The 25,683-nt window shown below is 59.4% G+C and carries 19 protein-coding genes; 11 read left to right on the forward strand and 8 right to left on the reverse strand.

Annotation, left to right across the window (positions count from 1 at the left end; genetic code table 11):
* Positions 1-27: 27 nt before the first annotated feature.
* From AO353_RS23620 to AO353_RS23665, 11 genes are all read left to right on the forward strand, one after another.
* Positions 28-288 carry a YeaC family protein gene (locus AO353_RS23620; protein ID WP_019690610.1) on the forward strand — a complete coding sequence of 87 codons (261 nt, stop codon included), beginning with the start codon at positions 28-30 and terminating at the stop codon, positions 286-288.
* Positions 285-1,115, forward strand: a complete 831-nt coding sequence (locus AO353_RS23625; RefSeq protein ID WP_054597149.1) for a DUF2797 domain-containing protein — start codon at positions 285-287, stop codon at positions 1,113-1,115. The genes AO353_RS23620 and AO353_RS23625 overlap by 4 nt, the downstream gene beginning before the upstream one ends.
* A 12-nt stretch (positions 1,116-1,127) precedes the next feature.
* A complete protein-coding gene (gene pepN / locus AO353_RS23630; RefSeq protein ID WP_054597150.1) occupies positions 1,128-3,785 on the forward strand; it encodes an aminopeptidase N in 2,658 nt (885 codons plus the stop codon).
* 693 nt (positions 3,786-4,478) lie between these two features.
* Entirely contained in the window at positions 4,479-5,531 is a 1,053-nt protein-coding gene (locus AO353_RS23635) for a WD40/YVTN/BNR-like repeat-containing protein (protein ID WP_054597151.1), read from the forward strand.
* Positions 5,532-5,555: 24 nt separating this feature from the next.
* The gene (locus tag AO353_RS23640; RefSeq protein WP_054598317.1) at positions 5,556-7,931 is read left to right on the forward strand and encodes an efflux RND transporter permease subunit; all 2,376 of its coding nucleotides are present in this window, start codon (positions 5,556-5,558) and stop codon (positions 7,929-7,931) included.
* Between the two features lie 156 nt (positions 7,932-8,087).
* On the forward strand, positions 8,088-8,378 hold the full coding sequence (locus tag AO353_RS23645) for a DUF5629 family protein (RefSeq protein ID WP_054598318.1): 291 nt from the start codon (positions 8,088-8,090) through the stop codon (positions 8,376-8,378).
* Positions 8,365-9,540 carry a lactonase family protein gene (locus AO353_RS23650; protein WP_054597152.1) on the forward strand — a complete coding sequence of 392 codons (1,176 nt, stop codon included), beginning with the start codon at positions 8,365-8,367 and terminating at the stop codon, positions 9,538-9,540. Before AO353_RS23645 ends, AO353_RS23650 begins: the two co-directional genes overlap by 14 nt.
* A 158-nt stretch (positions 9,541-9,698) precedes the next feature.
* A complete protein-coding gene (locus AO353_RS23655) occupies positions 9,699-9,878 on the forward strand; it encodes a hypothetical protein (RefSeq protein WP_054597153.1) in 180 nt (59 codons plus the stop codon).
* Positions 9,879-10,089: 211 nt separating this feature from the next.
* Positions 10,090-10,215, forward strand: coding sequence for a hypothetical protein (locus tag AO353_RS31895; protein WP_019690602.1), 126 nt, complete (start codon positions 10,090-10,092; stop codon positions 10,213-10,215).
* Positions 10,216-10,330: 115 nt separating this feature from the next.
* Complete coding sequence (locus AO353_RS23660) at positions 10,331-10,540, forward strand: hypothetical protein (RefSeq protein ID WP_054597154.1); 210 nt, start codon at positions 10,331-10,333, stop codon at positions 10,538-10,540.
* On the forward strand, positions 10,537-10,794 hold the full coding sequence (locus AO353_RS23665; protein ID WP_054597155.1) for a hypothetical protein: 258 nt from the start codon (positions 10,537-10,539) through the stop codon (positions 10,792-10,794). The genes AO353_RS23660 and AO353_RS23665 overlap by 4 nt, the downstream gene beginning before the upstream one ends.
* 4 nt (positions 10,795-10,798) lie before the next feature.
* On the opposite strand, the gene AO353_RS23670 is transcribed toward AO353_RS23665, so the two are convergent.
* From AO353_RS23670 to AO353_RS23705, 8 genes are all read right to left on the reverse strand, one after another.
* Positions 10,799-11,410, reverse strand: a complete 612-nt coding sequence (locus AO353_RS23670; protein WP_054597156.1) for a glutathione S-transferase — start codon at positions 11,408-11,410, stop codon at positions 10,799-10,801.
* Entirely contained in the window at positions 11,407-15,048 is a 3,642-nt protein-coding gene (locus AO353_RS23675; protein ID WP_054597157.1) for an AAA family ATPase, read from the reverse strand. The genes AO353_RS23670 and AO353_RS23675 overlap by 4 nt, the downstream gene beginning before the upstream one ends.
* A complete protein-coding gene (locus tag AO353_RS23680; protein WP_054597158.1) occupies positions 15,045-16,289 on the reverse strand; it encodes an exonuclease SbcCD subunit D C-terminal domain-containing protein in 1,245 nt (414 codons plus the stop codon). Before AO353_RS23680 ends, AO353_RS23675 begins: the two co-directional genes overlap by 4 nt.
* Positions 16,290-16,489: 200 nt before the next feature.
* Positions 16,490-17,293, reverse strand: coding sequence for a hypothetical protein (locus AO353_RS23685; RefSeq protein WP_237142920.1), 804 nt, complete (start codon positions 17,291-17,293; stop codon positions 16,490-16,492).
* Positions 17,294-17,851: 558 nt separating this feature from the next.
* Positions 17,852-18,982 (reverse strand): SoxR reducing system RseC family protein, encoded by a 1,131-nt coding sequence (locus AO353_RS23690; RefSeq protein WP_081013805.1) that lies wholly within the window; start codon positions 18,980-18,982, stop codon positions 17,852-17,854.
* On the reverse strand, positions 18,966-22,592 hold the full coding sequence (locus AO353_RS23695) for a toxin VasX (protein WP_054597161.1): 3,627 nt from the start codon (positions 22,590-22,592) through the stop codon (positions 18,966-18,968). Before AO353_RS23695 ends, AO353_RS23690 begins: the two co-directional genes overlap by 17 nt.
* Positions 22,589-23,455: a DUF4123 domain-containing protein gene (locus AO353_RS23700; protein WP_054597162.1), complete on the reverse strand. Its 867-nt coding sequence runs from the start codon at positions 23,453-23,455 to the stop codon at positions 22,589-22,591. The genes AO353_RS23695 and AO353_RS23700 overlap by 4 nt, the downstream gene beginning before the upstream one ends.
* The gene (locus AO353_RS23705; RefSeq protein WP_054597163.1) at positions 23,452-25,452 is read right to left on the reverse strand and encodes a type VI secretion system tip protein VgrG; all 2,001 of its coding nucleotides are present in this window, start codon (positions 25,450-25,452) and stop codon (positions 23,452-23,454) included. The genes AO353_RS23700 and AO353_RS23705 overlap by 4 nt, the downstream gene beginning before the upstream one ends.
* Between the last annotated feature and the right edge of the window lie 231 nt (positions 25,453-25,683).

Consider the following 25,683-nt stretch of genomic DNA (forward strand, 5'->3'; position numbering starts at 1 on the left):
GCTGTGAATAACGAGCGCGGAGACCTGATGTCCTCTTTTAACGAAATGATCAAAAACATCACGCCAGAGATCTACCAGAGCCTGAAACTGGCGGTAGAGATCGGTAAGTGGTCCGACGGCGGCAAACTGACTGCCGAGCAACGCGAACTGTCGTTGCAGGCGATGATCGCCTGGGAAGTGCAGAACCTGCCCGAGGAACAACGCACCGGCTACATGGGCCCGCAGGAATGCAGTTCGAAGTCGATTACGGTGCCGAATATCCTGTTCAAGTCGGATGCCATCCATTGATCGAGATCGGCCGCGGTGCAATCAGCAAGATGTCGGCACGCCTCGAAGCGTCGACCGTGCAATACGCTTTTCGCCTGGGCGATACCGAGGTGCCGGTCAATCCCCTGATCGGCAGCACGGTTCGCCTGGAATACCTGGGTGCGATCCACTGCATCCATTGCGGACGCAAAACCAAAACCAGCTTCAGCCAGGGTTACTGCTACCCGTGCATGACCAAACTGGCGCAGTGCGATGTCTGCATCATGAGTCCGGAGCGTTGCCACTATGACGCCGGGACCTGCCGTGAGCCGGCCTGGGGCGAGCAGTTCTGCATGACCGACCACGTGGTGTATCTGGCCAACTCGTCGGGCGTCAAGGTCGGGATCACCCGCGCTACACAGCTGCCAACCCGCTGGCTCGACCAGGGCGCCAGCCAGGCATTGCCGATCATGCGCGTGTCGACCCGTCAGCAATCCGGTTTCGTCGAAGACCTGTTCCGCAGTCAGGTGGCCGACAAGACCAACTGGCGCGCCTTGCTCAAGGGTGATGCGGCACCGGTTGACCTGAAACAGATTCGTGATCAACTGTTCGCAAGCTGTGCCGAGGGCATGCAAGGACTGCAGGAGCGCTTCGGTCTGCAAGCGATTCAACCGGTATTTGATGTCGAGCCGATTGAAATCCGTTACCCGGTCGAGCAGTACCCGGCCAAGATTGTCAGCTTCAATCTGGACAAGAACCCGATTGCCGAAGGCACGCTGTTGGGGATCAAGGGTCAATACCTGATCTTCGATACCGGCGTTATCAATATTCGTAAATACACGGCCTACCAGCTCGCCGTGCATCAGTAAAAGGACTCCAGCATGCGCACCGAACAACCGAAGATGATCTACCTGAAGGACTATCAGGCGCCCGAGTACCTGATCGACGAGACGCACCTGACCTTCGAGTTGTACGAGGACCACAGCCTGGTCCATGCGCAACTGGTGATGCGCCGCAATCCGGCGCGTGGCCCGGGCCTGCCGCCGCTTGTCCTGGATGGCCAGCAACTCGAGCTGCTGTCAGTAGCCTTGGGTGACAGCGATCTCACTGCCGGTGACTATCAGTTGACGGAGAACCACCTGACCCTGCACCCGACCAGCACCAGTTTCACGGTCGATACCAGCGTGCGGATTCATCCGGAAACCAATACCGCGCTGGAAGGCCTGTACAAGTCCAGCGGGATGTTCTGCACCCAGTGCGAGGCCGAGGGCTTTCGCAAGATCACCTATTACCTCGACCGCCCGGATGTGATGAGCAAGTTCACCACCACGGTGGTCGCCGAGCAGCACAGCTATCCGGTACTGCTGTCCAACGGCAACCCGATTGCCTCCGGTCCCGGTGAAGACGGTCGGCACTGGGCGACCTGGGAAGATCCGTTCATGAAACCGGCCTACCTGTTCGCGCTGGTCGCCGGTGACTTGTGGTGCGTTGAAGACACTTTCACCACCATGACCCAGCGCAGTGTGGCGCTGCGCATTTACGTCGAGCCGGAAAACATCGACAAGTGCCAGCACGCCATGAACAGCCTGAAGAAGTCCATGCGCTGGGACGAAGAAGTCTATGGTCGCGAGTACGACCTGGACATCTTCATGATCGTTGCGGTCAACGACTTCAACATGGGCGCCATGGAGAACAAGGGTCTCAATATCTTCAACTCCAGCTGCGTGCTGGCCCGTGCCGAAACCGCGACCGATGCCGCGCACCAGCGGGTTGAAGCGGTGGTGGCCCACGAATACTTCCACAACTGGTCAGGCAACCGCGTGACCTGCCGCGACTGGTTCCAGCTGTCGCTCAAGGAAGGTTTCACGGTGTTCCGTGACGCCGAGTTCTCCGCCGACATGCACTCGCGCACCGTCAAGCGCATCGAGGACGTGGCCTACCTGCGTACGCACCAGTTCGCCGAAGATGCCGGCCCGATGGCCCATGCGGTACGCCCGGATGCGTTCATCGAGATTTCCAACTTCTACACCTTGACCGTCTACGAGAAAGGTTCGGAAGTGGTGCGCATGATCCGCACCTTGCTCGGTGCCGAAGGTTTCCGTAAAGGCAGCGACCTGTATTTCGAACGTCACGATGGCCAGGCGGTCACCTGCGACGATTTCATCAAGGCCATGGAAGATGCCAACGGCGTCGACCTGACCCAGTTCAAACGCTGGTACAGCCAGGCCGGTACACCGCGTCTGGCGGTGAGCGAGTCTTACGATGCGGCGGCGAAAACCTACAGCCTGACCTTCCGCCAGAGCTGCCCGGCGACCCCGGACAAGGTTGAAAAACTGCCGTTCGTGATTCCGGTCGAACTGGGCCTGCTGGACAGCAAAGGTGCGGCGATTGCTCTGCGGTTGGCCGATGAAGCGGCCGCTGACGGGACTTCCCGCGTGCTGTCGGTGACTGAGGCTGAGCAAACCTTCACTTTCGTCGATATTGCTGAACAACCGTTGCCCTCGCTGTTGCGCGGCTTCTCGGCGCCGGTGAAACTGAGCTTCCCGTACAACCGCGATCAGCTGATGTTCCTGATGCAGCACGACAGCGACGGTTTTAACCGTTGGGAAGCCGGCCAGCAATTGTCGGTGCAGGTGTTGCAGGAACTGATCGCTCAGCATCAAGCGGGTCAGGCGTTGGTGCTGGATCAGCGACTGATCAGCGCATTGCGCACGGTGCTGGCGGACGAAAGCCTGGATCAGGCCATGGTCGCCGAAATGCTCTCGCTGCCAAGCGAGGCCTACCTGACCGAAATCAGCGAAGTGGCGGATGTCGATGCGATTCACGCAGCCCGTGAATTCGCCCGCAAGCAACTGGCGGACAGCTTGTTCGATGCGCTGTGGCTGCGTTATCAGGCCAATCGCGAGCTGTCGAAGCAAACTGCTTACGTTGCCGAAGCCGAGCACTTCGCCCGTCGTAGCCTGCAAAACATTGCGTTGTCCTACCTGATGCTCAGTGGCAAGCCAGAAGTGCTGGCAGCGGCCCTTGAGCAGTTCGATGCCTGCGACAACATGACCGAGCGCTTGACGTCGTTGGCGGTGCTGGTGAATTCACCGTTCGAGGCCGATAAGGCCAAGGCACTGGCCAGTTTTGCCGAGCACTTCAAGGACAATCCATTGGTCATGGACCAATGGTTCAGCGTACAGGCTGGCAGCACGTTGCCGGGTGGCTTGCAGCGGGTTCAGCAGTTGATGAAGCACCCGGCGTTCAACATCAAGAACCCGAACAAGGTGCGGGCGCTGGTCGGTGCGTTTGCCGGGCAGAACCTGATCAACTTCCATGCGGCCGATGGTTCGGGTTATCGCTTCCTTGCGGATCTGGTGATCGAGCTGAATGGCTTCAATCCGCAGATCGCTTCGCGTCAATTGGCGCCGTTGACGCGCTGGCGTAAATACGACAGCGCCCGTCAGGCGTTGATGAAGGCAGAGCTGGAGCGCATTCGCGGCTCGGGCCAGCTGTCCAGCGATGTGTTTGAAGTGGTCAGCAAGAGTCTGGCGTGACCTGACCTCCGCTCCCGCAGGTGTTCACTCGAACCCTGCGGGAGCGGGCTTGCTCGCGAAGGCGGCCTGACAGCCGACCAATCTCTTGCAGGTGTACATATCCGTTGCTGCGGTAACGGCGGCTGGCGGTTTCGCTCTTACAGCGACTCACTTTTTCAGACGCCAAAAAGTAAGCAAAAGGCTTCGCCCCAAGCGTACGGCACCTCGCCTAGGCTCGGCGTCCCCTCACTCCGGCATTCATCAGGGGGCATCGCCTACGGTCTGCTTCGCGACGACCTCCTCTCGATGTGTCCGGCTGCGCCGTACGGCGCTGCGCGCCCACCCCCTGATGAACACCTGCGTTCGGCCTTCCGAAGGGGCGGGTGGATCAAGAGCCGGATCAAGATCAAGATCAAAGTCCAAAGCCAAAGCTCAAACCTTTGTGTCGGAAATTTCCGCTCAATCGCTGGTTTTTGATCATCCCTGCGAATGCCTGGTCATTCAGCGACCGTCCGTAATTCCCCCCAGTTAACAAAAGATAACGTGGCGTTGATTGTCAGACCTTTCGAAAGCTGGATAGGATAGGCCAGCTTCCGAAGGGGCTCTAGATTGCGCGTTTCAGGACTATGCTCCAAAAACCGTCAATCGCTACGAGCAACCCTGCGGCGCCCTGAAAGGTTGAATGACCTAACAATAATAATGGGGGAAAGGTCTATGAGTGAGCCTGTCATGGGTGTGGGTTTATGCCGCCCGCCAGCGCTACGCAGATTCGCGTTGCTGGCTACAGCGCTCTCGCTGTTGGGTTCTGCCGTGCTGTCGGCACCCGTTTTGGCCGCTGACGCACCGGCGTCCAATACGGTCTATTCGATTGAGTCCGCCAAGTCCGCCAAGGGTCTGATGCTTGATGTTGCGCATGCAGGCAAGCGACTGGTGGCGGTCGGCGATCGTGGCCATATTCTGTATTCCGATGACCAGGGCCAGACCTGGACCCAGGCCAAGGTGCCCAGTCGGCAACTGCTGACCGCGGTCTATTTCGTCGATGACAAGCACGGCTGGGCTGTCGGTCATGACGCGCAAATTCTCGCCAGTGAAGACGGCGGCGTTACCTGGATCAAACAATTCGAAGACTTGAAGCGCGAAGCGCCGCTGCTGGCTGTCTGGTTCAAGGATGTCAGCAGCGGTTTTGCCGTGGGTGCTTACGGCGCTCTGCTGGAAACCACTGACGGTGGAAAGAACTGGGCAGATGTCGGCGATCGCCTCGATAACCCGGATCAATACCACCTCAACGCGATCGCAGCGGTAAAGGATTCCGGGCTGTTCATCGTGGGCGAGCAGGGCAGCATGTTCCGTTCCCCGGACTGGGGCCAGACCTGGGAGCGCCTTCAAGGTCCGTACCAGGGTTCGCTGTTTGGGGTGATCGGTACCGCCAAACCGGCGACTTTGCTGGCCTACGGTCTGCGCGGCAATCTGTTCCGTTCAACTGACTTTGGCAGCACTTGGGAGCAGGTCGAGCTCAAGGCTGCGCGCGGCGCGTTGGAGTTCGGTCTGTCCGGTGCGACCTTGCTCGACGACGGCAGCATCGTGATCGTTGGCAACGGCGGCAGCGTGGTGCGCAGCAGTGACGACGGCGTGACCTTCAGCGTATTCAACCGTCCCGACCGCATTTCCGTTTCGGCGGTCACGGCAGCGGGCAATGGCAACTTGATTCTGGTAGGACAGGGCGGCGTTCGCGCTACTTCGCCAATCGGCGCCGAGCTGGGCAAATAATAAGAAGGCGGAGCTATGACATCCATGAGCAGTCATCATCAGGACAAGGCGACGTTTCTCGAGCGCCTGATTTTCAACAACCGTCCGGCAGTGATCGTCATCTGCCTGCTGGTCAGCATTTTCCTGTTCTGGCAGGCGACGCTGATCCGGCCGTCTACCAGCTTCGAAAAAATGATCCCGCTCAAGCATCCGTTCATCGAGAAGATGCTTGAACACCGCAATGACCTGGCCAACCTTGGCAATACCGTGCGTATTTCCGTGGAAGCCACCGATGGCGACATCTTCTCCAGGGAGTACATGGAGACCCTGCGCCAGATCAACGACGAGGTGTTCTACATATCCGGTGTCGACCGTTCCGGCCTGAAGTCGCTGTGGAGTCCGAGCGTGCGCTGGACCGAAGTGACCGAGGAGGGTTTTGCCGGCGGTGAAGTCATCCCGCAGAGCTACAACGGCTCGGCCGACAGCCTCGATCAGTTGCGCAACAACGTGCTCAAGTCCGGTCAGGTCGGTCGGTTGGTGGCCAACGATTTCAAGTCGAGCATCGTTGATATCCCGCTGCTGGAGTCCTACCCGGACCCGCAGGACCAGGGCAAGTTGCTGGCGCTGGACTACCAGAAGTTCTCCCACGAACTTGAAGACAAGATCCGCGACAAGTTCGAAAAACAGAACCCCAACGTACAGATTCACATCGTCGGTTTTGCCAAGAAGGTCGGTGACCTGATTGATGGCCTGATCATGGTGGTCATGTTCTTCGGCGTGGCGTTCGTCATCACCCTGATCCTGTTGCTGTGGTTCACCAACTGCCTGCGCAGCACTGTGGCAGTGTTGAGCACTACCTTGGTGGCGGTGGTCTGGCAACTCGGGTTGATGCACGCGTTCGGCTTTGGTCTGGACCCGTACTCGATGCTGGTGCCGTTCCTGATCTTCGCCATTGGTATTTCCCACGGCGTACAGAAGATCAACGGGATTGCCTTGCAGTCCAGCGATGCGGACAACGCCTTGACTGCTGCCCGGCGCACGTTCCGTCAGCTGTTTCTGCCGGGGATGATTGCGATCCTCGCGGATGCGGTGGGCTTCATTACTTTGCTGATCATCGATATCGGGGTGATTCGTGAACTGGCCATCGGCGCGTCCATTGGCGTGGCGGTGATCGTGTTCACCAACCTGATCCTGCTGCCGGTAGCGATTTCCTACGTCGGCATCAGCAAACGCGCTGTCGAACGCAGCAAGAAAGATGCAATCCGTGAGCATAGGTTCTGGCGTCTGCTGTCGAATTTTGCCAGCTCGAAAGTCGCCCCGGTTTCTATTCTCCTGGCGCTGATCGCCTTCGGTGGAGGCCTCTGGTACAGCCAGAACCTGAAAATCGGCGACCTCGACCAAGGTGCACCGGAGCTGCGTCCGGACTCGCGCTACAACCAGGACAACAATTTCATCATCAAGAACTACTCCACCAGCTCCGATGTGCTGGTAGTGATGGTCAAGACCAAGGCGGAAGGCTGTTCGCGTTACGAAGCCATGGCGCCAATCGATGAGCTGATGTGGAAAATGCAGAACACCGAGGGCGTGCAGTCGGCGATTTCCCTGGTGACCGTCTCCAAGCAGATGATCAAGGGCATGAACGAGGGCAACCTGAAGTGGGAAACCCTGTCGCGTAACCCGGATGTGCTGAACAACTCCATCGCCCGCGCCGACGGCCTGTACAACAACAGTTGTTCGCTGGCGCCGGTGCTGGTGTTCCTCAACGACCACAAGGCCGAAACCCTCGACCGTGCGGTGCATGCGGTGCAGGACTTCGCCAAGGAAAACAACAAGGACGGCCTGGAGTTCATTCTGGCTGCCGGTAACGCCGGGATCGAGGCGGCTACCAACGAGGTGATCAAGGAATCGGAACTGACCATCCTGGTGCTGGTGTACATCTGCGTGGCCACCATGTGCATGATCACCTTCCGTTCCTGGGCGGCGACCTTGTGCATCGTGTTGCCGCTGGTGCTGACCTCGGTGCTCGGTAACGCGCTGATGGCGTTCATGGGCATCGGCGTGAAAGTCGCGACCTTGCCGGTGGTGGCGCTTGGGGTGGGGATTGGCGTGGACTACGGCATCTACATTTACAGCCGCCTCGAAAGCTTCCTGCGTGCTGGCTTGCCGCTGCAAGAGGCGTACTACCAGACGCTCAAGTCCACCGGTAAAGCGGTGCTGTTCACCGGTCTGTGCCTGGCCATTGGCGTGTGCACCTGGATCTTCTCGGCGATCAAGTTCCAGGCCGACATGGGCCTGATGCTGACCTTCATGCTGCTCTGGAACATGTTCGGTGCACTGTGGCTGTTGCCGGCCCTGGCGCGTTTCCTGATCAAGCCTGAGAAGCTCGCGGGACAGAAGGGCAACTCGTTGTTCGCTCACTGATCGAGGTTGAAAATAACAAAGCCGCAACCTTCGGGCTGCGGCTTTTTTATTTCTCGGATTTCACACCGCCCCCTGTGTGCGAGCCTGCTCGCTCCCACAGGGTTTGCGGTAACAATGCGCTATTATTGCTGTTTTCCCCTGAAAGACATGATTGCCATGACTGCCGAAACCCTTCTCAACGCCCTTGAACACTGCGCCATGGTCGAAATCGACGGCTTGCACGCCTTCGAATTCGCTCTCGACGAAGACGACAATTTGCACATCGAATGCATGGACGGCCGAGCGGCCAAACATTGGGAATTCACCCCGGCTCAGGTTGAGGCTGCGACCTTCGATCAAGGTCTGCAGAGCTGGTTGATCATCGGTGATTCCGGCGAGCATCGTCTGGTCTGCCTGGACGCGTTCGGCGGTAGCGACGACGAAGACGAAACCAATGAAGATGCGTAAACTCTGGCCGCTGCTGATGGCCGGCAGTGTCGGGGCGATGGGCCTTTCCAGCGCATCCGCCGAGAGCTTCCAGTTGCTGGTCGGCACCTACACCCAAGGCCAGAGCCAGGGGATCTACCGACTCAAATTCGATAGCCAGAGCGGTCAACTCGACGCGACGCCGTTGCAGGTGGTCAAGAGTGCCAACCCGTCGTGGCTGACCTTGTCCAGCGATCAGCGTCGACTGTTTGTGGTCAACGAGAATGGTCCGGGGCAAGCCGACCCGGTAGGGCGCGTCAGCAGTTTCGCCGTCGAGCCGAACACCCATGCGCTGAGCCTGATCAATCAGGTGCAGAGCCTGGGCAACGAGCCGACCCATTCCAGCCTGAGCGCTGATGGCAAGTACCTGTTTGTCAGTAATTACTCGGTGGCCGAAGACCCGGGTGGCAACCTGGCGGCATTGCCGGTGAGCACCGATGGCAAGCTGGCGCCGCCGGTGCAACTGAGCAGCCATCAGCCGAGTCGGGTCAATCCCGAGCGGCAGATGTCGGCGCACGTGCATTCGACAGTGTCCTCGCCGGACGGTCAGTACGTGTTTGCCAATGACCTGGGCGCCGACAAGGTCTTTGTCTATCGCTATGACCCCAAGGCCAATCCAGAGCGACCGCTGACCGCAGCCACACCAGCCTCGGTTCAGTTGCCGCCCGGCAGCGGGCCGCGGCATTTGCTGTTCAGTGCCGACGGCAAGCACGCGTACCTGACCCTGGAAATGAGCGCGCAAGTCGCGGTGTTCGATTATCAGGCCGGCAAACTGACCCAACGGCAAATGGTCGACCTGGCTGCCGGCAAACCTGCGGCGCAGAAAGCCGCTGCTGCGCTGCATGCCTCGTCGGATGGCAAATTCCTCTACGTCAGCAACCGGGGCACCACTAACGAGTTGCTGGTGTTCGCCATCGATCCGGCCAGTGGTGAGCTCAAGGAGCTTCAGCGCCGTCCGGTGGAGGGTGATCACCCGCGTGAGTTCAGCCTCGACCCGAGCGGCAAGTTCGTGCTGGTCGCCAACCAGAAGAGCAACCAGATCGTTATCATTGCGCGTGATGTGAAGACCGGTCTGCTGGGCAAAACCGTTCAAAAACTGCCGTTCGACTCACCCAGCGACATCAAGTTCTTCCTGCGTCAATAAGCCGCAGGCCCCGTGTGCCGGGGCCTGCGTGGTTCTATTAATCTGAGTGATATCCGCTACTGCTACAAAAGATTTCAAGAGCGCCAACCCTCGGGCGTAAGTTTGCTTCACGGCCTGAACAGGCAAGCAAGCCAACTGAATCTACGAGGGTTACCGCCATGAACTTCAATCTCTTCTCCGTGATTGCCGCATCCGCCATCTCCGCCAGCGTTGCTCTGCCAGCCAGTGCCAACACTGAGATCAGCTCGAAAAAATCCGGCACCCACAGCTACACCCAGAAATACCTGCAACAAAGCGCCAACTTCTATGCCGCGCTGGATCACAAGATCCAACACTGAGATTCAAGCCCTGCCGACTTTATGCAGGAGCGAAGTCACTTGATCCGATCAGCGATCCTTTCGCTGGAAAGACCAGTGTGATGTCGCTCCTGCATAAAGCATTTGCGACTCCGCACCTCAATCAGCACAAATATCTCGTGTAATATCACATGGCCATGTGTTTAAATTTGACGCTAATTTATTGACTCAATCTTTCCCAAGGATCGATGACATGGCGATGCGTCTGGCTGTGGTGCTGCTGTTTCTCTACTCCACCCCGATTCTCTCGGCTGCCCGCCCGGTTGACGGCGAGCCTGAAGCCGCACGCGAGCGTTTGATGAGCGTGTTGCAGGACTGAAAATCGTCGGATTTTCGATCAATTAAACTGATAGCTACTATGCATAAAGGTCGCTATTCATGGCCGGTTGTTTGATTGATCCTGTGGGCACTGAAACATGCCCACGGAGAATCCCATGGCCAGCACAATCCTTTCTTCTGCCAAACACGGCGCGTACGTCGCCATTGGTTTATACGTGGCGATGGTTCTGGTGGTCAGTCTTTCGGCCCAGTCGCAGCGCATCACGCAAGCACCGATTCAGGTCGCTTATCCCGCCATCCAGTTTGAGCACGTGCAGCACGCCAGCGCTGAGCATTCCGATGTCGCGGGAGCCGTGGGGGTATGAAAGGGCGCAAACTGATGGTCGTCGCCTTCCTGGCATTCCTGACCAATGGATCTTCACTGCTCGGCATCGGCCAAGGCTCGGCGGGCTCGCTGGCACGGGCCATCGAGTGCAATCACAACATCGCCCACAACATCCAGACCGCCAAGGCGCTGGGATTGTTGGCGGGTAATCCGCCAGCCAAACCCAAAGCAGTGGTTCTGGGGCCGTTTGAGGTTGATTGCTCGGCGCTTAAAATGTGCAGCGCGTTGGCGTAGGAAGTCAGGTTGGTTGTTTGGCCATGATGGCGGCGAACAACGCTGACTCAAGAATCCCCTGCAACCAGGCCTGAAGATGCCGATACGGCGTCTGCGCAAACCACTCGCGGTCGACATGTGCGAACTGGCGTATGAACGGTGCCAGGGCGATATCCGCCAGGCTCAGATGATCGGCCACCAGATACACTCGCTGTTGCAGCAACTCATCCAGTTCGCGCAAAAACACTTCGCCTTCCGCGCGGTAATGCTCCATGGGGTGTTCCGGGTAGCGTTCAGCGTATTTGTAGCGATTGAGGTGCAGCTTGAACGTCTGATCGTTTGCTTCGATCAGCGCCGCGCCACGTTGCTGCGCTGCAGGATCGTCCTTGAGCAACCAATCCTGCGGGTCGTTCTGTTCCAGCACCCACTGCATGATCTCCAGGCTTTCCTCGATCACCCGACCGTCAAGGCTGAGCACCGGCACGGTGCCTTTGCTCGACAACGCGAGCATCTGCGGCGGTTTGGCTTTCAGGCTGACCTCGACAATGTCCACCGCCACTGAACTGTAACGCAGCGCCATGCGTGCGCGCATGGCATAGGGGCAGCGGCGGAAGGAGTAGAGCGTCGGCGTGCTCATTTGACCTCCAGCGTGCTCAGGCCATTGCCTTGGCGATGAACCTGGATCTGCACCGGGATTCGCTCGTGCATTTCCTGTACGTGGGAGATTACGCCGACCTTGCGCCCCTGCGCTTGCAGGCCATCGAGGGCGTCCATCGCCAATTGCAGTGACTCGGGATCGAGGCTGCCGAAGCCTTCATCGATGAACAGCGATTCGATTTTCAGCGTGCTCGACGCCATTGAGGCCAGGCCCAGCGCCAGTGCCAGCGACACCAGGAAGGTTTCGCCGCCCGACAGCGAATGCACCGAGCGCAGTTCGTCGCCCATCTCCGTGTCCATCACCAGCAAGCCGAGCATGCTGCCGCCGCGCTTGAGCCGGTAGCGGCGCACCAGTTGGCGCAACTGGGCGTTGGCGTGATGCACCAGCAAATCGAGGTTGTAGGCCTGGGCGATCTTGCGGAAAGTGTCTCCGGTGGCCGAGCCGATCAAGGCATTCAGCCGTGCCCAGCGCTGCCACTCGTTGTAGGCATCGCCAATGCGTTGTGCCAGCGCCTGATTGGCGTCCTGACGGCGTTGATCCTCGGCTTGTTGCGCACGTAGTTCGGCGCAGAGCTGTTCGCTGATCCCGAACTGGTTTTGCAGCTCGCCAAGGGCTGTGGCCAGTTGTTCGGCATCGAGGTTGCCGTTGTGCTGCGCCTGATGGATGTGCAGGCGCTGTTCGCGTTCATGCACTAGCACCTTGGCTTGCTCGATGGCTTTTTCGCCGAGCTGTAGCTGTTGGCGCAACTGGCTGACCTGCTCGTCGCTGAACGCCAGTAACTGCTCCAGGCCGCCATCGTCGAGTTCCGGATGAAGGGCTCGCCATTCGGCAATCTTGCCGCTCAGCTCATGACTTTCGGCTTCCAGCGCGTGCTGGCGTTGTTGCTCCGCCCTGAGCTCGGCGGCCAGTTGAATCTGCTGGCTGCGGACTTCTTGCAGCTCTTGATTGGCCATCGCTTCGGCCTGTCGAGCCTGTTCGACGGCCTGATCCAGTTGCTGCTGCCACTGCTCGGCGCTCGGCTGCTCGCCCAGCAGTTCGGCGAGTTTTTGTTGGGCGGCGTGTTGCTGCTCGGCGAGTGCGCTGAATTGCAGCTGTGCGGCTTGCAATTGCTGCACGCGTGTCAGTTGCCGGTCTTGTTCTTTCTCGAGGGTTTGCTGACGCTGTTGTTGTTCGCTGAGTTCTTCGCGTTGCAATTCCAGCTGTTCCAGCCGCTGGGCGACCTGCTGATCGAGTTGCATGAAGGTCGCAGCGGGCTCGTTGCGCAAACCGTCAAGGGTCGCCGCCGGCAGCAGGGCGCTGAACGCTGCGAGTTCTTCTTCAAGGCGCTGGCTGTCATTGCTCAACTCGCGCTGCTGGATCGCCAGTTGCTGGGCAGCCTGTTGGCTGGCCTGGTCGGCGGCTTGCAGTTGTTGCTGAAGACGTGCGGCGTCTTGCTGCAAGGTGAGCAGGGCGCTTTGTCGCTGTTCGTCCTGGGCAATGCTCTGATTCAGCTGAGCACTTTGCTGATTCAGCCAGGCGTCGCGTTTGGCGGTTTCCTGGGTCAGCAACTGGGCGGCCAGTGGATGCGCTTCAAGGCTCGGTGTCAGGCTCTGCTGCTGGGTTGCCAGCTGTTCCTGTTGTTGCAGCAGTTCTTTTTGCTGGGCAATCAGCCCGCCGACTTCGGTGCGCAGGTCTGCGAGTTTTTCCTTGAGCAGGTCAACGGCTTTTTGTGCATTGGCCTGTTCGCTTTCATCGTGCCGGCCGAGGCTTTGCAGCAATGCTTCTGGCTGATGATAAGGATGCTCGACGCTGCCGCAGACCGGGCACGGTTGATCGTCCTGCAACTGCCCGCGCAACTCTTCGACGCTGGCACTGCGCGCCAGGCGCTGACGCTCCAGCAGTTCCCGAGTGACTGTCAGGGTTTGCTCGGCAACAGTCAGTTCGGCCTTGGCCTGGACGCCTTCGCGGGTCAGGCGTTCACGTTCTGTCTGGACGGTTTGCAGGCGCTGTTGCAGGTCCTGCGTGCGCGTGTCCAGCTCCTGCTGACGAGCCCACAATCGCGCGAGCTCTTCGATGGCGCGCTGCTGCTTGCGGTTGTCTTGCAGCAGGCTGCCGAGGATCTGAATCTGTTCGGCAACAGCTGCAGGTTCAGCGCCGGCTTCGCTGTAGAGCAGCTCCAGGCTTTGCCGTTGCGCGCTGAACTGGGCGGCGGTGTCCGCCGCCCGTTGTTCCATTTGGAGCAGTTCGGCCTGACCCTTTTTCAGGCGATTACCGACCAGCATCAGTTGCTGCAAGCGTTCGCGGTAAGCGTTCCAGGCGTCACTGACGGGAGCCAGTTGGAGGCTCAGTTCCAGCTGCGTCGCAATCGTCGCCAGGCGTTCGGCAACCCGTTGTTGCTGTTCGAGCATTTGCGCGATGGCTTGCTGGCCTTCGGAGCTGGCCAGTTCGGCGTTGTGCTTGAGTTCGGCTGAGGCGTTGATGGTCTGGGTCAGGCGCGCCAGGTTGCTCTGTTCTTCGAAGGCCTGACGCAGCAGTGGGGCGTTGTTGCTGTGCTGGCTTTGGGCTTGGGTCAGCGCGGTTTTTGCGGATTCCAGGCTGTGTTCTAGTTGAACCTGACGGGTTTGCAACTCGTTCTGTTGTTGAGCGTGTTGCTGAATCAGCGCGGCCAACGGGCTCAGTTGCGCGCTCAGCTCGGTTTGCCGGGCAAACTGATGCCGCTGCGGCGCCAGTTGTTCCAGGCGCGCCAGGTTCAGCCGTTCGCCAGTCTGGGCGTCCCACGACTGTTGAGCCTGTTGCAATTGCTCGGCGGCGGCCTGTTGCTGGTCCTGCAACTGCTGCAGTTCTTTGAGCCAGGTGTTCTGGAGTTCAAGTTGCTTGAGCTGTGCTTGCTGGTTTTTGAGTTGTTGCTGAGCGTCGTTGAAGCGCTGATCGAGTTCGGCGCGGGCCTCGGGTTCAAGGGGCGTTACGCCAGTGGCCTGATCTTGCAGCAACTTGTGGGCTTCGCGGGTTTCCTTGCTTTTATCGAAAGCACGCTTGCCCAGGCGCGTGTAGAGCGCGGTGTCGGTGAGCTTTTCCAGCAGTTCGCTGCGGTCGTTGTCATCGGCCTTGAGAAAAGCGCTGAACTCGCTTTGAGCGAGCATCACCGCGCGGGTGAACTGTTCGAAGTTCAGGCCCAGCACGGCTTCCAGTTGAGTCTTGTATTCGCCTTTCTGGCTGGCCAGCAGTTGATCGGTGTCGAGGTCGCGCAGGCTTTGACGGCTGGCTTGCAGCTTGCCGTTGGCTTTTTCACGGGCGCGATTGGCCTCCCAGCGTGCACGGTAGCGACGACCGTCGATGCCGACAAAGTCGACCTCGGCATAGCCGTCACCGGTGCCACGGCGCAGCAGGGTGCGCGGGTCGCCGGTGGCGATCTCGCCGTCTGCATCCGGTACCTTGGCGTCGCGTCCGGTGTTGTTGAGGCGCGGCACTGCGCCAAACAGCGCCAGGCACAACGCATCGAGCAAGGTGCTTTTGCCGGCGCCGGTCGGCCCGGTAATCGCAAACAGGCCGGAACTGGCCAGGGGTTCGGCGGTGAAGTCGATTTCAAAGGGGCCCGCCAGCGAGGCGAGGTTTTTCAGGCGGATCGCGAGGATTTTCATGGCTGTTCGCTCTCCTGCTGAACGTCTTGCAGCAGCACCGCAAAGTCCTGGAGTGTCTGTTCGTCGACGGCGCTGCCGTAGTTATCGAGCCAGGCACGGCTGAATAATTCCTGTGGCGTGAGCTGGTCCAGTTCGACCAGCTGACCCGTGTCATCCGCGCCGTCTCGACCGCCATTGCCGGCGTATTCGGCAGCGATTCGCACCAGCCGCACGGCTTTGCCTTGCAGCGCGGTTTCGATTTGTTGGCGCAAGTCCGGCTGCGGTTCATCGAGGCGCACGCGGACTTCGAGCCACGGTTGGCGCTGGAGATCGGCCAATAGGTCGATGTTCGGCAAATCCGCGAGCTGCGTCAGGATTTCACTGAGCGGAGCAGGGCCCAGGCGCTGCAGGTTGACCGCGCGGGGGATCAACCGGGGTTCGACGCTGAGCAGCGTCTCGCCGTCGAGCGTGATGTCGAGAATCTGATGCTGATAGCCGATTTCGGAAAACGACAACGGGATCGGTGAGCCGCTGTAGCGAATGCGCTCCTCGCCGTTGACCTTCTGCGGCTTGTGCAAATGGCCAAGGGCAACGTAGCTGATACTCGGCCCGAACAGGCTGGCGGGCAGGGCTTCGGCGTTGCCAATGATCAGGCTGCGCTCGGAGTCCTCGGACACCGACCCACCGGCCATGTGCGCGTGGCTGATGGCGATCAATGCCTGACCGGGTTGGCGCTTGGCATTGGCGGCTTCGATCAGCCATTCATGCACCTGGCCGATGCCGCGCAGGTAGTTGTCACCCAGGTGCGCGCCGGTCACTTCGGCGGGGCGCAGAAACGGTAGCGCCAGGCACCAGCCGGCGATTTCACCCGAGGCATCGGGCAGCGGAATCAGCAAGCGTTCGGCGTCCAGTTGCCCGTCATCGAGCCACAACACCCGACCCAGTGCATGAGTGCGCAAACGGCGCATCAACGGCGCGGGCAATTCGATCCGCGAGCCGGAGTCATGGTTGCCGGCGATCATCACGATGGTCAGCGATGGCTGCTGCTCGTGTGCGCTGACGATGAAGTCGTAGAGACGTTCCTGGGCTTTGACTGGCGGATTGACGGTGTCAAAGATATCGCCTGCGATCAGCAGCACATCGGGCTTTTCGAGCGCCAGCTGACGCAGCAGCCAATCGAGGAAACAGCCGTGTTCAAAGTCGCGTTCCTGGCCATGCAGGTTTTGCCCAAGGTGCCAGTCGGAGGTGTGGAACAGACGCAAGGCAAACTCCGTAGGAAATAAGGTGATGGCCGCAGGGAAAATGATGGCGGCTAAAGGGGAGGGAGTTTACTGGCAAAAAACCGAGCGTGCCTTGTTCAATCACCTGTCGTGCGTGTCCATAGGTCGGCGCCGCCTGTAGGCGCAAGGCTTGCCCGCGATGACGGCTGTGTGAACGACTCGGCTCGTCCGGTCAGGACACTTCATGCGCGTCGTTTACCGGTGCTGTCGCCCCGAGACACTTCGGCAAAAATCTCGGTAATCGGCCGCCGTGGCTGGCGTTTGTGTAGCTCGCGCACCTGTTGGCTCATGCGCAGCAGTTCTGCACTGGGTTTGGCCCATTGTTCCCTCGGCAGCGGTTCGGACCACTGACGCATCACCTCGGGCAAGGCGTGTTGGCCCATGGTCTTGATGCGGCGGATTTCCCATTCGGTGAGGTGGTTGGGCAGGGTCCAGAGGGTCATGACGTGGTACAGGTACCAGAAAAACCCGGATACCCGACCACGTTCGCCATCGCGAATTTGCTGGTGCATGCGCGCCCGGGCGTTGCGGAAGGTGTGCAGGCCTTCATGGGGCGGGTCGTCGGGGCCTTGCAGCTCTTGCAAGTCCTGGATCGATTTGAGGTCGTTGACTTCATATTCCATGTAACCGCGGATCGCTTCCCAGTGACTGATGGCCAAGGGCAGACCGGCGCAGGGGAATTCGACGCTGGTCAGGGTCTCGCCGTGCTGGAAGCCGATGCCCATGCCGTACTGGCGACGGATGCCGTACTGGGTGGCGCCCTGGGCTTCGATGACCCAGGCGGACAGGGATTCCCAGGGGACGAAGAGCGGTTCGGTGGCGTCCTCGGGCATGAAGCAGACTTCGCGGCGCTGACGGTTGAAGCGGGTGGGGACGATTTCGGCACGTTTGTTGTGGTTGTGGAGCCAGACGCCGAGGCAGATGAGCAGTATCAAGGGGCTGACTACGAGGGCATTCCCACGGCCCTCATCAAACATACCGATCATTGAGTCCCATATATCTTCCCAGCCATAGCCAAAAATAATTCCTAGAAATCCAGTAAATAGCGGGAACAGAAATATCACTGAGAAGGTGACACTGAATGGCCCACCCAGTGTCATCTGCCACATAAACACTTGAGGTGATCCCAACCCGAAGTCCATGTACACGTCATTTAACTCCCCGATATGAGGGCCATGAGGCGGCAACGGTGTCGGAAGCGGCAACGGCGCGAGATAGGTGATCCTCCCGCTAGGAAAGGGTTCAACATCTCCAGCTTTGCGGGATTGCTCAAGGTGCGGCACGGGTATGGGGCTATCAAGGTTGTTGGGCATGCTCGGCCAACTCCAGCAAGTGGGTTTCAACCAGCAGCAACGGTGGATGCTCGGTTACGGATTGACGGGGGAGTGAAGGAAAATGGCCTTCGCCCCGAGGATTGAGGTGAATGACGTGGGTGCGAGAGACCCACTCTCCTTTGGCCACCAAGGACGGCGCCGGACTGTAGGAGCAAGGCTTGCCCGCGATGACGGCTGTGTGAACGACGCGGCTCGTCCAGTCAGGACACGTCATGCGCGTCGTTTACCGGTGCTGTCGCCCCGAGACACCTCGGCAAAAATCTCGGTAATCGGCCGCCGTGGCTGGCGTTTGTGTAGCTCGCGCACCTGTTGGCTCATGCGCAGCAGTTCTGCGCTGGGTTTGGCCCATTGTTCCTTCGGCAGCGGCTCGGACCATTGGCGCATCACCTCGGGCAGGACATGTTGGCCCATGGTCTTGATGCGGCGGATTTCCCATTCGGTGAGGTGGTTGGGCAGGGTCCAGAGGGTCATGACGTGGTACAGGTACCAGAAAAACCCTGAAACCCGACCGCGTTCGCCATCGCGAATTTGTTGGTGCATGCGCGCCCGGGCGTTGCGGAAGGTGTGCAGGCCTTCGTGGGGCGGGTCGTCGGGGCCTTGCAGGTCTTGCAAGTCCTGGATCGATTTGAGGTCGTTGACTTCATATTCCATGTAACCGCGGATCGCTTCCCAGTGACTGATGGCCAAGGGCAGGCCGGCGCAGGGGAATTCGACGCTGGTCAGGGTCTCGCCGTGCTGGAAGCCGATGCCCATGCCGTATTGGCGACGGATGCCGTACTGGGTGGCGCCCTGGGCTTCGATGACCCAGGCGGAAAGGGATTCCCAGGGGACGAAGAGCGGTTCGGTAGCGTCCTCGGGCATGAAGCAGACTTCACGGCGCTGGCGGTTGAAGCGGGTGGGGATGATTTCGGCGCGTTTATTGTGGTTGTGGAGCCAGACGCAGAGGCCGATGGTTAAACCAAAAAGCCCCCCATATATGGCGTATCCGTAGATGGCGAAGAAGTAATCAATGACAAACTCCCATGTGTAAGCAAGGTCATATCCGAATATGAGACCAAAGCATCCAGTGATGAGGGGAAACAGAAATGCAATCATAAAGGCAACACTGAATGGCCCACCTAATATAACCTGCCACGAAAATACCTCCGGCGATCCCAACCCAAAGTCCATGTACAGCTCATTTAACTCACCAATATGAGGTCCATGAGGCGGTATCGGTGTCGGCAGTGGTAACGGCGCGAGATAGGTGATCTTCCCGCTTGGAAACGGTTCAACATCTCCGGCTTTGCGGGAGTGCTCCAGGTGCGGCGCGGGCATGGGGCTATCAAGGTTGTTGGGCATGGTCGGCGAACTCCAGCAAATGGGTTTCAACCAGCAACAGTGGCGGGTGCTCGGTGACTGTTTTGGGGGGCAGAGAAGGAAAGTCACCCTCACCCCGAGGGTTGAGGTGAATGACGTGGGTGCGAGATATCCACTCTCCTTTGGCGTTCAGTGATTGCACGCACACTGCCAGCTCCAGTGTCTCGGCCACAGGCGTCAGGGGGGCATCACGATTCAGCGGATATTGAAGGCATAGAATCAATGGGTCTGCTTGCACAACCTGCAGGCTGTCCAATACTTCATCGCTGATGGCGTCCTTGCGCTCACGCGCGGTGCCGCGGCTGTCGAGCGGGCGGAAAAGACGATGGGCGCCAATGCCCAATCGCTTAGACGGTTTACCGCTCAAGGGGGGCTGGAAGTCACTGAGTTTGAGCCCCGGTAGTTTCAGATGAATGTCACTGGGTTTAGCGCGCAAAAACAAGTTCTTCAGCAATGAGTCATGCTCGTTCAGACCAAGTTTTGCAGAAGGGGCGTGAAGTAAATCACCTAGGTAACGTTGGTACTCATCCAGGGTGTAGTTGCCGCGTTCATCGGAGTCCAGGCTCCATGGCGTGGTTTTTAGCCACTTGTCGTGAGCGCTGATGTTGTAGCGATTGAACAGCCAGGTGCCGCCAAACTCCAACATGGTAAACAAGAAGCCGGCCAGGTTGACCCGGAAAAACACTGTTGAAAGGCGTGTGCCGGCGGCGGCCCAGGCGGCTGTTCTTGCGGCGGTGCTTTTTGCAAGCAGTACGGTGGCCCCCGCGTGTAATGTGTGACCAAGGCCATAGGCATTGACGGCGGCCATGCCGGCAGCACCCACCGCGGCAAGAGCAGCGCTACTCTGCGCTGCGCGATTGCCGCTACGCGTCGCCTGTTGCCAATTCTGGTGTTGTGTAGATAGGCTGGACCGTGAAGAAAAGAGACCAACGCCGTAGGTAAAAAGACCCAGACCAACATGCAGCTTCCCCATCTGCACATGTACATTCTGCAATGCGTGAGATTGAAGCGCCTCGACTAACTTATCGCTGCGTGCTTTCAGCGCGGTATCTGCCAAGCTTTGAGCGGCAGTGAATCCAGCCGCGCCGGTTGAAGCCAGTGCCGCAAAAAAAACGGCCCGTTTCTTTTCGTCTTTGGTCTGACTCATCATTTCTCGAAAAGTCGACAGCAAATTCACCGCCTGCACCAAAAACACCAACAACCCGACCCCTTCGCTTTTAATCAGATCCGCATTCGGCACCCCCTGAATCCCCAGCCGAACGTTCTTCAACAAACTCCTCACCTCCTGCTGCTGCGCCGGTGGAAACACCACGGTCACTCCCGCCCGAGCCGGCGTGGCGCCATAGGTGCGCACCGAATGATCCGGCAGTTCGGCAATCGGGCTCAGTGCACCCGCCAGTCGGCCTTCGAGTTGCGTCAATTGCGCACGCACCCGAACGATCTCGGTCTGCAACTCGATCGCCCGTGGCTGCTTGTGGCCGGCCTGGTTTTTGTTGTGGGTGAGCTGCTTGCGTTCGACGGTCAGGTCCTTGAGGTAACCGCGTTCCCTGAGCACGTCCTTGATGTCGGTTTGCAGCGCCGCGTGTTCCCCCGGGATGGCGATGGTGAAGGTCACGCCAGTGGTTTTCGCCGCGTCGAGGATCCGCGCCGGCAGCGCTTTGGGCAGGTGACGGAACAATTCGTCGAGGTCGGGGACTTTCCCTGCTGCCAGATCGAAACCTTCCAATGCGCGGCTCAGGCCCAGGTTCAGCGCGGGGCTCAGGCTGTGCTGGGTCGCGTCGGCGACGGCACGGGTGTGGTCGGGTAAATCGTCGAGGGCGGGCAGGTGCGGTTGTTCGATTTTCTGCAGGGCTTCCAGCCAGTGCGGCAGGTTGTTGAACAGGCCCATGCCGGCGTTGGACAACACGCTGTATTGCACCAGCAGTTCGGGCCGAATGCGCAGCGGCAAGGTATAGAACAGCCGTCGCGTCAGCTCCGGGTGTTTTTCCAGGTAGCCAAGCATCTCTTCACTGGCGTGGTCGCTGCGGCAAATGTCTTTGAGGCAGGCGTACTCGGCGTTGAAGGCCTCGCCCAGTTGCTGCGGATCCTGCGCGTCGTAGTACCAGGCCGAGCGATGGTAGCGACCGGCACACACCAGTTGCGTGCGGTCAGCGGTGATGCGGCCAAGCAAGCGGTTCCAGCGGCCAAGGTCGGCACGCTGCTGAAACAGCGAGTTGTCCATGGCCGGGCGGTCGATGAAATCATTGATCCCGCGTGTGCCTGAGAACCAGGAGCCCTCGAGCACGTCTTCGATGCGTGTGTTTTGCTCCCTGCCGAGCTTGACCAAGGCTCTGAGGTGACGTTCAACGAAGTCCGCAGGGGCAACCTTGAAATGTTGGCGAGTGTAATAATTGCGGTCTGCATCCTCAATCGCAGCGCGGTGGACGGCGGTGCCCTGGTGCTTACCCATCACGAAGATTTTGGCAAAGGCTTCCTTGCGCAATCGCTCCAGCTCCGGGGGCGCCGGTACGTCTACCTGCTCGACCTTACCGCCCTTGTTCAGGTACTCCAGCAAGGCTTTTCGGGTGCGTTCCTGGGTCGGCTCCGGCAACTGTTGCAGATCGGCAAACAAGGCCTTGACTGCGGGGTCGTCGCTGGCGTTGGCCAGACCGCCGGCATCATCGGGGCTGAGTTGGCTCAAGGATTCGATGTAGCAGGCCAGCAAGTAATCGCGTTCGTTGTGGTCGGCATTGCTCCAGTCGTCGACCCAGCCGACGACAGTGTCCTGATACTCGGCCAGGTCGCGCAGTACGCCGAGGTCGTCATTCACCAGCAGGAACAGTGTGTCGTCCTGATAAGGCCCGCGAACCTGCCCCAGAAACTCGCCGATATGCGCCTCGCGAAAGCGTCGGGGGTTCTCCCATAAATAAGGCTCGCGTTCGTGTTCGGGAGCGTCACTGACCAGCACCGACGGTAATAGAACGGCCTCCGGCAGCGGGTTGGCCGCGAGCTCGGCTTCCAGCTCGGCGCGATCCTTGACGGCTTGCGCCAGCTGGGCCGGCACCGTAGCAATCTCCGCCAACCAGCGTTGGCCTTGCTTGACCGTCAGCAAGTGCGTGCCACCGGTTTGGCAATCCACCGGGCCGAGATCGACGACCTGCATGAAGTGCTCGCGTTCGTCCCTGCTGTCGAGTACTTGCGCGCATTTGGCCACTGTCCATTGCACTTCAGCAAAGGTCACGTGCAGGGTGCTGCGCCTTGAAAACACCAGGGCCGGAAGCTCTTCGATGGGCGTGCGCCGATCACCGGTAACCTTGGCGCCCTTGTGTAACAGGGCGCTGACCATTCCGTTGAGTACCTGATATTCGTGGAGATAGCCGGTAACGCTGTCGATGACATACAACCAACCGTCGCGCAGCATGCGAATGCCCAGCGGGCGGGTAGTCAGGGCGTAGGGCAGTTTCAGTTCGGCGCTGGGGTCGAGGAGCTTTTCCACCAGTCCATAACGCAAGGGCAACAGCTGAACGTGGGTTTGCCGCAAGGGGCAGGCACCGGGAGAGCCGATGGCGGTTTTGGACGCTGCCGCGGCAGCGAGGTTGGCAGCAGCGGTCATGAGCGTTCTCCTTCAGTGGCCCAGCGGTGGGCCAGATCTGCGGCCAGCGCAACGCGATCGCCGGGCGATTGCAGCGATGGCGTATGGAGCAATTGGGCGATGTGCGGATGCTGTTCGAGCGTCGAGCCGTTCAGCCAGGCCATGACGTTGGCGTAATAGAAAAGCTCGGATTGGCTGCATAAACCCAAGGCACTGGCCTCGGACTCCAGCTGTTCGAGCATTGGCCAGCGCTCACCCGCGGTTTTGCCGACCGGATACTGGGGGAAAAAACTGAGCAAATGCGTGTCGAGTTCGAGCAGTGCGCGGCGTCGGTCAACACGGTCCAGCGCTGCATTCTGTTCAGGGCTCAGGCGATAGGGCGTCGACAACTCAGGGCATTCAGTCAATCGGGATTGATGACGATGCCAATGACCATCGACGCTATCGGCCATTACTGCGCAAAAAAGGGGGCCGAACAAACGTTGATCGCCGCTGCCGAACAGCGCCTGCGCCACGGCCGCATCGGCCAGGCGCAATACCACTGGCAGGCCTTCGGGCAACTCGACGGTCAGCAGTTTGCGTAAATGTAGAGCCACGTCATGCACGGGGGAGGTGCTGAACAACAGCACTCCCCACTCTTCATGCGCCTGTTGCAGATAGAACTGAAAAACCGCTTCGTCAGGATGTGGAATCGCTACCAGCAGCGGTGAGATATCCCGCAGGGAGGTGAAGGGCGCACTGTCATACAGTGCAACAGTGCTTACGGCGGGATTGAGTGTTTTCAAGCGCTGTGGCAAATCGCTGAAGGTCGTGCCGTCCAGCAACAGGAAAGCCTGTTGCTCGTTCCAGGGCAGGTCTTCAGGCAGGCAAGTCGAGAGTTTCATGCTGGGGTGGCCTCACAAATCAGGCAACGCGAGGCGCGGGATGAAATCAGTGCATGGCGTTGCTGCGCCGCGTGGAAAGCCACTTTCAGCGAAGGCAAGTCCCCCGGCATCAGAGGCTCCGCCGGCATGCTCACGGGCGCAGTGCCGCCCTGCAGAATCGGCACGCTGCTGAAAATTCCTTCCGGGCCCAGCGTCAGCCATTGACCGCCAGCCATGAGCCCCAGGTGAGTTCCACCGTTGATGACGACTCGTTGTCCGGCGCTGAGCTGAATCTGCTGCATGGCGCTGAGTCGCTGACTGGTGACGCGAAGATGTTGATCGCCCTGAACCAGCAGGTGATCGTCCTGTTTGACTTCAGTCAAACGGTTGCCGCGGGTCAGGCGCTGTTCTTCGCCGCGCAGTTCGTGGCTGGCGAGGCCGCCGATCACCACGGTTCGTTGGTTGTCGACCTGAATGCGTTCGTCATTGAGAACGAGCTGGACAAAATCGCGCTGGGCACGCAGGGCTATCTCTTCGGCACCTTTTTTGTCCTCGATGCGCAGCTCGTTGTAACCGCCCCCACCGGGGCTGCTCTGACTGCGGAAAATGCTACGGGTGTGCTCGGCCGGCAAATCCAGTGGTACCGGTGTCGCGGCGTTGGCCAGGCAGGCAACGACGACGGGTTTATCGGGATCGCCATCAGTGAATCCCACCAACACTTCCATGCCGACTCGCGGGATCTGCACGCTGCCGTAACTGTCATGGGCCCAGGCAGCGGCGACACGCAGCCAGCAACTCGATTGTTCATCGTGCTGCCCGTCGCGGTCCCAGGGCAGTTGGACTTTGACTCGACCATATTGATCACAATAAATCTCTTCACCGGGCGGGCCCGTGACGACTGCATGCTGGTTGCCCATCATCCGGGGCTTGGGGTGTTCAAGGGCCGGTCGGAATATCACGTCCCAAGGTGTGGCGACAAAGAGGTTGCGGTAGCCCTGACTGAAGCCATCCTGCGAACGACTGTCGGTGATCGACTCTTCCAGCACTCCAGGTTGAAAACCGGTGTGCTCCACTTCAGTCAACAACCACAGTCCATTCCAGTCAGCGCGAGGGTGTTCGGTCATCTCGAAAAAATAGCCGCTGCGCATCGCGCTTTGATCGCTATGCCCATTCGCTTGCCGGTAATCGGCGCGGTGGCGCTCCAATGCCCGATTGGCCAGATGTTTGCCGTGGTCTCGATGGGTGAACTGGCCTGGAAAGGCGTAGTCCTCCAGGTGAGGCAGCAACGGGTGTCTGGTCTCGCTGTCAAGTTGCAGGCGCGGTTTCTCGAAGTCGTAATCACGGCGGCTGACGTGCGTGGGGCGCGGTTCCAGTCGCAGCTTGAAACGGTCAATCACCGGCGCTTCGGTAATCATGCCGCTGTCTTGCCTGTACGCGGTTGACTGCTCGGGTTTCGAAAAAACGCTTTGATCGTCGCCGAATACCAGCACATGCCCATCGGCACTGTGCTGGAAATGAAAGTGCAGGCCTTCTTCCTCACACAACCGTTGAAGAAAATGCAGATCGGTCTCGTACTGCACGCAATAGCGTCGTGGCCGGTACTCGGCGCTCAGTTGGAAGCGCCAGGCATCGGACTGGATTCCCTGGTCTTTCAGCACTTTTGCAATGATTTGCGGCACGCTCTGGTGCTGAAAAATGCGCTGGTTGTGGCAATGGGTTAGATAGACGAGCTGCGGTGCCAGGGTCATTTGATAGCGGGTCAGGCGTTTGCCCGAGTCGCCTTGCGCGATTTGATAGATCTGCCCGTGAAGGCCGGCGCCGTCAGGACCGAAGCTCAGAAAAGCCGAGCGATGCAGGAGTGAATCGAGGTCCAGGTCGGGGCGTTCGCTGACCAGTTCCAGTTTGACTTCGTAAGGCTGGTTGAGCGCTTCCTTGGCGCGGAATTCGAGTACCTGAAGGTCGTCGGAAAAACCTTCAATATCGAGTCTGAAAGTGATGGGGTTGACGGCGCTGAACATCCACGTTTCCTTGTGTCTATTTCAAGTCACAGGACTTTGCGTGGAGCGACGAACCGGCGCAGTCAGACGGATCGATATTTAGAGTAGGACGGATCCGTTAAGCCGGATCGCTGTCGAGGGCCCTGACCTTACGGGACGTACTCCGTAGGAAACAAAGTGATGGCCGCGGGGAAAATAATAGCGGCGAAAGGGTGGGGTTAATGGCAAAAGGTCGGGAATGCAGAAAGGCAG

It is taken from the genome of Pseudomonas fluorescens, from assembly GCF_001307155.1.
Classification (GTDB): Bacteria; Pseudomonadota; Gammaproteobacteria; order Pseudomonadales; family Pseudomonadaceae; genus Aquipseudomonas; species Aquipseudomonas helvetica.

Excerpts from the sequence above, each read along its gene's own strand:
- AO353_RS23660 (WP_054597154.1), top strand. The coding sequence starts at position 10,331 with ATGGCCAGCACAATCCTTTCTTCTGCCAAACACGGCGCGTACGTCGCC.
- AO353_RS23650 (WP_054597152.1), top strand. The coding sequence starts at position 8,365 with ATGAAGATGCGTAAACTCTGGCCGCTGCTGATGGCCGGCAGTGTCGGG.
- AO353_RS31895 (WP_019690602.1), top strand. The coding sequence starts at position 10,090 with ATGGCGATGCGTCTGGCTGTGGTGCTGCTGTTTCTCTACTCCACCCCG.
- AO353_RS23635 (WP_054597151.1), top strand. The coding sequence starts at position 4,479 with ATGAGTGAGCCTGTCATGGGTGTGGGTTTATGCCGCCCGCCAGCGCTA.
- AO353_RS23685 (WP_237142920.1), bottom strand. The coding sequence starts at position 17,293 with ATGATCGGTATGTTTGATGAGGGCCGTGGGAATGCCCTCGTAGTCAGC.
- AO353_RS23690 (WP_081013805.1), bottom strand. The coding sequence starts at position 18,982 with ATGCCCAACAACCTTGATAGCCCCATGCCCGCGCCGCACCTGGAGCAC.
- AO353_RS23620 (WP_019690610.1), top strand. The coding sequence starts at position 28 with ATGTCCTCTTTTAACGAAATGATCAAAAACATCACGCCAGAGATCTAC.
- AO353_RS23705 (WP_054597163.1), bottom strand. The coding sequence starts at position 25,452 with ATGTTCAGCGCCGTCAACCCCATCACTTTCAGACTCGATATTGAAGGT.
- AO353_RS23655 (WP_054597153.1), top strand. The coding sequence starts at position 9,699 with ATGAACTTCAATCTCTTCTCCGTGATTGCCGCATCCGCCATCTCCGCC.
- AO353_RS23695 (WP_054597161.1), bottom strand. The coding sequence starts at position 22,592 with ATGACCGCTGCTGCCAACCTCGCTGCCGCGGCAGCGTCCAAAACCGCC.
- AO353_RS23665 (WP_054597155.1), top strand. The coding sequence starts at position 10,537 with ATGAAAGGGCGCAAACTGATGGTCGTCGCCTTCCTGGCATTCCTGACC.
- AO353_RS23700 (WP_054597162.1), bottom strand. The coding sequence starts at position 23,455 with ATGAAACTCTCGACTTGCCTGCCTGAAGACCTGCCCTGGAACGAGCAA.
- AO353_RS23675 (WP_054597157.1), bottom strand. The coding sequence starts at position 15,048 with ATGAAAATCCTCGCGATCCGCCTGAAAAACCTCGCCTCGCTGGCGGGC.
- pepN (WP_054597150.1), top strand. The coding sequence starts at position 1,128 with ATGCGCACCGAACAACCGAAGATGATCTACCTGAAGGACTATCAGGCG.
- AO353_RS23645 (WP_054598318.1), top strand. The coding sequence starts at position 8,088 with ATGACTGCCGAAACCCTTCTCAACGCCCTTGAACACTGCGCCATGGTC.
- AO353_RS23670 (WP_054597156.1), bottom strand. The coding sequence starts at position 11,410 with ATGAGCACGCCGACGCTCTACTCCTTCCGCCGCTGCCCCTATGCCATG.
- AO353_RS23640 (WP_054598317.1), top strand. The coding sequence starts at position 5,556 with ATGAGCAGTCATCATCAGGACAAGGCGACGTTTCTCGAGCGCCTGATT.